Annotated in this window: 5 protein-coding genes and 1 pseudogene; all 6 read left to right on the forward strand. The window is 58.3% G+C overall.

Annotated features, from left to right (window positions below):
- Nucleotides 1-10: 10 nt before the first annotated feature.
- Nucleotides 11-130 (forward strand): annotated as a pseudogene (locus tag K288_RS55620) (biotin carboxylase N-terminal domain-containing protein); the annotation flags it as partial.
- Nucleotides 131-148: 18 nt separating this feature from the next.
- Nucleotides 149-1,276 (forward strand): ATP-grasp domain-containing protein, encoded by a 1,128-nt coding sequence (locus K288_RS0142625; protein ID WP_244443483.1) that lies wholly within the window; start codon nucleotides 149-151, stop codon nucleotides 1,274-1,276.
- A 1-nt stretch (nucleotide 1,277) separates the two neighbouring features.
- Entirely contained in the window at nucleotides 1,278-1,781 is a 504-nt protein-coding gene (locus tag K288_RS48945; RefSeq protein ID WP_043162354.1) for a biotin/lipoyl-containing protein, read from the forward strand.
- A 2-nt stretch (nucleotides 1,782-1,783) separates the two neighbouring features.
- Complete coding sequence (locus K288_RS0142635) at nucleotides 1,784-3,391, forward strand: carboxyl transferase domain-containing protein (protein WP_027584783.1); 1,608 nt, start codon at nucleotides 1,784-1,786, stop codon at nucleotides 3,389-3,391.
- Between the two features lie 35 nt (nucleotides 3,392-3,426).
- A complete protein-coding gene (locus K288_RS53280) occupies nucleotides 3,427-3,663 on the forward strand; it encodes a hypothetical protein (protein ID WP_152535974.1) in 237 nt (78 codons plus the stop codon).
- The gene (locus K288_RS0142645) at nucleotides 3,651-3,965 is read left to right on the forward strand and encodes a hypothetical protein (RefSeq protein WP_027584784.1); all 315 of its coding nucleotides are present in this window, start codon (nucleotides 3,651-3,653) and stop codon (nucleotides 3,963-3,965) included. The genes K288_RS53280 and K288_RS0142645 overlap by 13 nt, the downstream gene beginning before the upstream one ends.
- The last annotated feature ends 212 nt before the right edge of the window (nucleotides 3,966-4,177 follow it).

Here is a 4,177-nt window from a genome sequence, read left to right on the forward strand (position 1 = left end):
CGCCCAAATCATCGCGGCCGCCCGCAGGGCGAACGCCGGCGCGCTCCATCCAGGTTATGGATTTCTGTCCGAGAATGCGGAATTCGCCAGGGCCGTGATAAAGGCGGGCATTGCGTTCATCGGGCCCGCTCCCGAGAGCATAGAACTGATGGGCGACAAGATCCGGGCCCGCAACTTCGTTCAGCGGAACGGCTTTCCGGTCGCGCCTTCGGCGATCGAAGAAGAGGATGCAGCGACGTTCGTCATCAGGGCGCGGGCTATTGGAGCTCCTTTGCTCGTGAAACCATCGGCGGGTGGCGGCGGCAAGGGCATGCGGATTGTGCGCGATCTTGATACCCTGGAAGACGCAATTGAGCAGGCGCGCAGTGAGGGGCAGCGCTATTTCGGGGATGGCCGGCTTTATGTCGAACGATATGTCGAGAATCCGCGGCATATCGAAGTGCAGGTGCTTGGCGACTCGTTCGGAAACATGGTCCACCTCTTCGAACGCGAGTGCTCGGTGCAGCGCCGGTTCCAGAAGATCATCGAGGAGACGCCATCGCCAGCCCTGTCGCCGCAACTACGGCAGCGGATCTGCGAAACTGCCGCCGGGATCGCGCGCGCCGCCAACTATCGAAACGCAGGCACGGTCGAATTCATCTTTGGCGGAGAAGAGTTCTATTTTCTCGAGATGAACGCGCGTCTGCAGGTTGAGCATCCTGTGACCGAAATGATTACCGGCATCGATCTAGTTGCCGAACAGGTCTATGTCGCTGCGGGCCGAGAACTTGGCTTTTCGCAGTCCGACATCCTCTCGAAAGGACACGCGATCGAAGCCAGGCTGTATGCGGAAGCGCCGGAACGCGGATACATTCCCACGACCGGCAAGGTACTTGATCTCGAGTACCCGGACGGCGACGGCGTACGGATCGACAGTGGCATCAGGCAAGGCCATCAGATCACGACAGCATTTGACCCCATGCTCGCAAAGATTATTGTGCATTCGCCCACGCGCATTGAGGCCGCGCTAAAGGCCTATCGCGCGATACGGGAGCTGGTGCTTCTCGGCTGCGAGACAAACGCAAGCTTCCTCGCGCGTATCCTTAAGGATGAGGCATTTCTGAGCGGACACGTCCATACCGGATATCTCGAGGACAATCCGCAGATCGCAGCGGGCGACCTTGCGTCCGACTTATCGGCCTTCCTGGCGACAGCCGCTCTCCTGACAAGGCCGGTTCGCGAATCGGCAGATGCCGTTCCCGAGCTTCACGCAGAGCTAGGCAGCTGGAGAAACTGACGTGAATCACTCCTTCGAGGTTGATGGCGCTGACTATGAGGTGTGGCTTTCACCCTGCAAGCGCGGCTATCGTCTTCGCTTGCGTGACAAAGTGATTGCCCCCGTCGCCTTCTCCCGTCAGGCCGACGGTCGCGGGGTCCTTACCATCGCGGGCGAAAGCGAACCAGTCCGGTTCGCCATCGAAGGCGAGACAATTCACGTGCATATCGGCGGCAGGACGCGCATTTTGCACTACCGCGACCCATTACGAGCGCTTGCCTCCTCGAACCAGGAGGCACGTCATCTGGTCGCCCGCGCGCCGATGCCGGGCGTCGTCGTCACGACCAGGGTTTCACCTGGCCAGCCCGTTTCAGCAGGCATGGCGCTGATGATGATTGAGAGCATGAAGTTGGAAACCGTCATACGCTCTCCAGAGGACGGGGTAGTCGACCGAATTCACTTCAAGGAAGGCGAGAGCTTCGAGCGAGATGCGGTGCTGATTACGCTCTCCGAGGAAGGGCGCTAAAAATGCAGCGGATCGCTTCTGTAGCGGATGTCAAATCGTCAGAGTTTCGGCTCAACGAACTTCACAACCGACGACTTGCAGCCGAATTGAAGGAGCGCCAGCGCGCCGCGCGCTTCAACCGTCCCGAACGGGACCTTGAGCGCCTGCGGCGGCAAAACAAGCTGTTTGTTCGTGATCGGATTGAGGCCTTGCTCGATCCAGAAACTCCGTTCCTCGAGCTTTCGACATTGGCGGCTAACAAGGCTTACGACGGCGAGGTGCCCGGCGCAGCACAGGTCGTCGGCATTGGCATCGTAGCGGGTCGCGAGGTGATTATTCACGCTGATGACGGTAGCGTGAAGGGCGGCGCATGGTATCCGCTTTCTGTCAAGAAGATCGTGCGGGCCTTGGACATCGCGATCGAAAATCGCCTTCCGATGGTTCATCTGTGCGACTGTGCCGGCGGATTCCTGCCTTTGCAGGCGGAGTTCTTCGCGGATCGCTACCACGCGGGTCGAATCTTCCGCAATCAATCCATTCTCTCGAAGATGGGAGTGCCGCAGGTCGCCATTGCAATGGGCCATTGCACCGCGGGAGGGGCCTACGTCCCGACGCTTAGCGACTACAACATTATCGTTGAAGGCACGGGAGCGATTTTTCTCGGCGGCCCGCCGGTCGTGAAGGCTGCCACGGGCGAGAAGGTGTCTGTCGAAGAGCTTGGCGGCGCTCACATGCATACCAGCGTCTCGGGGACGAGTGACTATTTCGCAAGCTCCGAGATGCATGCGATTGCGATTGCCCGCGACATCGTCGCGCGGTTCAATCGTCCTGAGAAGACGTCGATCGATCGAGTCGCTCCTGAGCTGCCCGCCTATGATGCGTCGGAACTGTACGGCATCATTCCCAGGGATCCTCGAGTGCAGTTCGATATGCGGGAGATTATCGCCCGTCTGGTCGATGGCAGTCGATTCCACGAATATCAACCACGCTATGGTGTGTCTCTGGTGTGCGGCTTCGCGCGGCTGCATGGATATCAAATCGGGGTCCTTGCAAACAATGGCGTGCTGGTCAGCGACAGTGCGCTGAAAGGCGCTCACTTCATCCAATTGTGCGACAAGAACCGAACGCCCCTGCTCTTTTTGCAGAATATCACAGGTTTCATGGTCGGCCGCGAATACGAACGGCGTGGCATCACCAAAGACGGTGCCAAGCTGATCATGGCTGTCTCTGGAGCGTCTGTGCCCAAATTCACAGTTGTTTGCAACGGCTCCCACGGGGCGGGAACGTACGCTATGGCGGGACGGGCTTTTGATCCGCGCTTTATGTTCACCTGGCCGCAGTCCCAGATTTCGGCGATGGGTGCGCAGCAAGCGGCCGGCGTGCTCACCCATGTCAAGGCAAGGCAATTGGCTCGCGAGGGTGGACGCCTGTCGGAGCAGGAGTTGGTAGCCATTCGAGAACCGATTCTCGAAGAGTATCGGGAGCGATCGAGCGCCTATTACGCAACCTCAGAGATTTGGGATGACGGCATTCTTGATCCCATCGACACTAGAAACGCGCTCGCAATCGTCCTGAGCGCATCGCTCAATACGCCTATCGAGGCGCCATATTACGGCGTTTTCAGAATGTAACGATCGGATCAGGCGCGAGTGACGGGAGTGATCGAATGCCCTCCATTACCCCAGAAGCCAGCGTTTCACATATGCCAAAGCCGACCATCCCTTTGGATGAAGCAGCTCGACCGTTAGCGCTGGTCTTGAACGGCAATATTGATCGCGGTGACGGGATCGTCCTGTGCGTCTGTGAAGATTTCACAACTGAAGCCGCTGGTGGTCCTGATTCGCATGAAAGAGTGCTCGCTTGTCGCGGCCGAATAGCGGGCGATGTGTCATGGCCGTATTGAGCGAGAAGCAACGGACCGTTTGGGGCGCTCTCCACGCCTTTATTCGCAATCGTGGCGGTGTTGTTGTCAGTTCGCCAGATGACGTCCGGATCCGGTTTTCATGTGCACCAGCATCGACGCTCCCGAAGCAGCTAGAGCAGATTGGCTTCAAGCCCGCTCCGATGGAGATTACTGGGCCGCTGGTGCCTAAAGACGAGGTTTTGACGCAACACGGGCGAGCGGTTTCAGAAATGGACGAACGCCAGAACGACGTCGTCACTCAAATGGTGATCTATGAGTTTGCGATGCCAATATGCCGTTGAGCGAACGCGATCTGCCGTCTCAAACACGCCGTCTGCCTTGAACACAGATTGGCTTTGGCCTCGCAATTTATGAAATCCCATCGCCGCCCCTACGCTAGCTTGCGAAGTTGAAAGACGTACTCGTCGCCACCGGACTGACCAGGAGCTCACCTAGTGGACAACTCCGAAAAACAATTGAGCCTTAAAGAAGTTTGGGCTTACGAGCGGGCGGT

This window comes from Bradyrhizobium sp. Ai1a-2, from assembly GCF_000426245.1.
Taxonomy (GTDB): Bacteria; Pseudomonadota; Alphaproteobacteria; order Rhizobiales; family Xanthobacteraceae; genus Bradyrhizobium.

Excerpts from the sequence above, each read along its gene's own strand:
- K288_RS0142625 (WP_244443483.1), top strand. The coding sequence starts at position 149 with ATGGGCGACAAGATCCGGGCCCGCAACTTCGTTCAGCGGAACGGCTTT.
- K288_RS0142635 (WP_027584783.1), top strand. The coding sequence starts at position 1,784 with ATGCAGCGGATCGCTTCTGTAGCGGATGTCAAATCGTCAGAGTTTCGG.
- K288_RS53280 (WP_152535974.1), top strand. The coding sequence starts at position 3,427 with ATGCCCTCCATTACCCCAGAAGCCAGCGTTTCACATATGCCAAAGCCG.
- K288_RS0142645 (WP_027584784.1), top strand. The coding sequence starts at position 3,651 with ATGGCCGTATTGAGCGAGAAGCAACGGACCGTTTGGGGCGCTCTCCAC.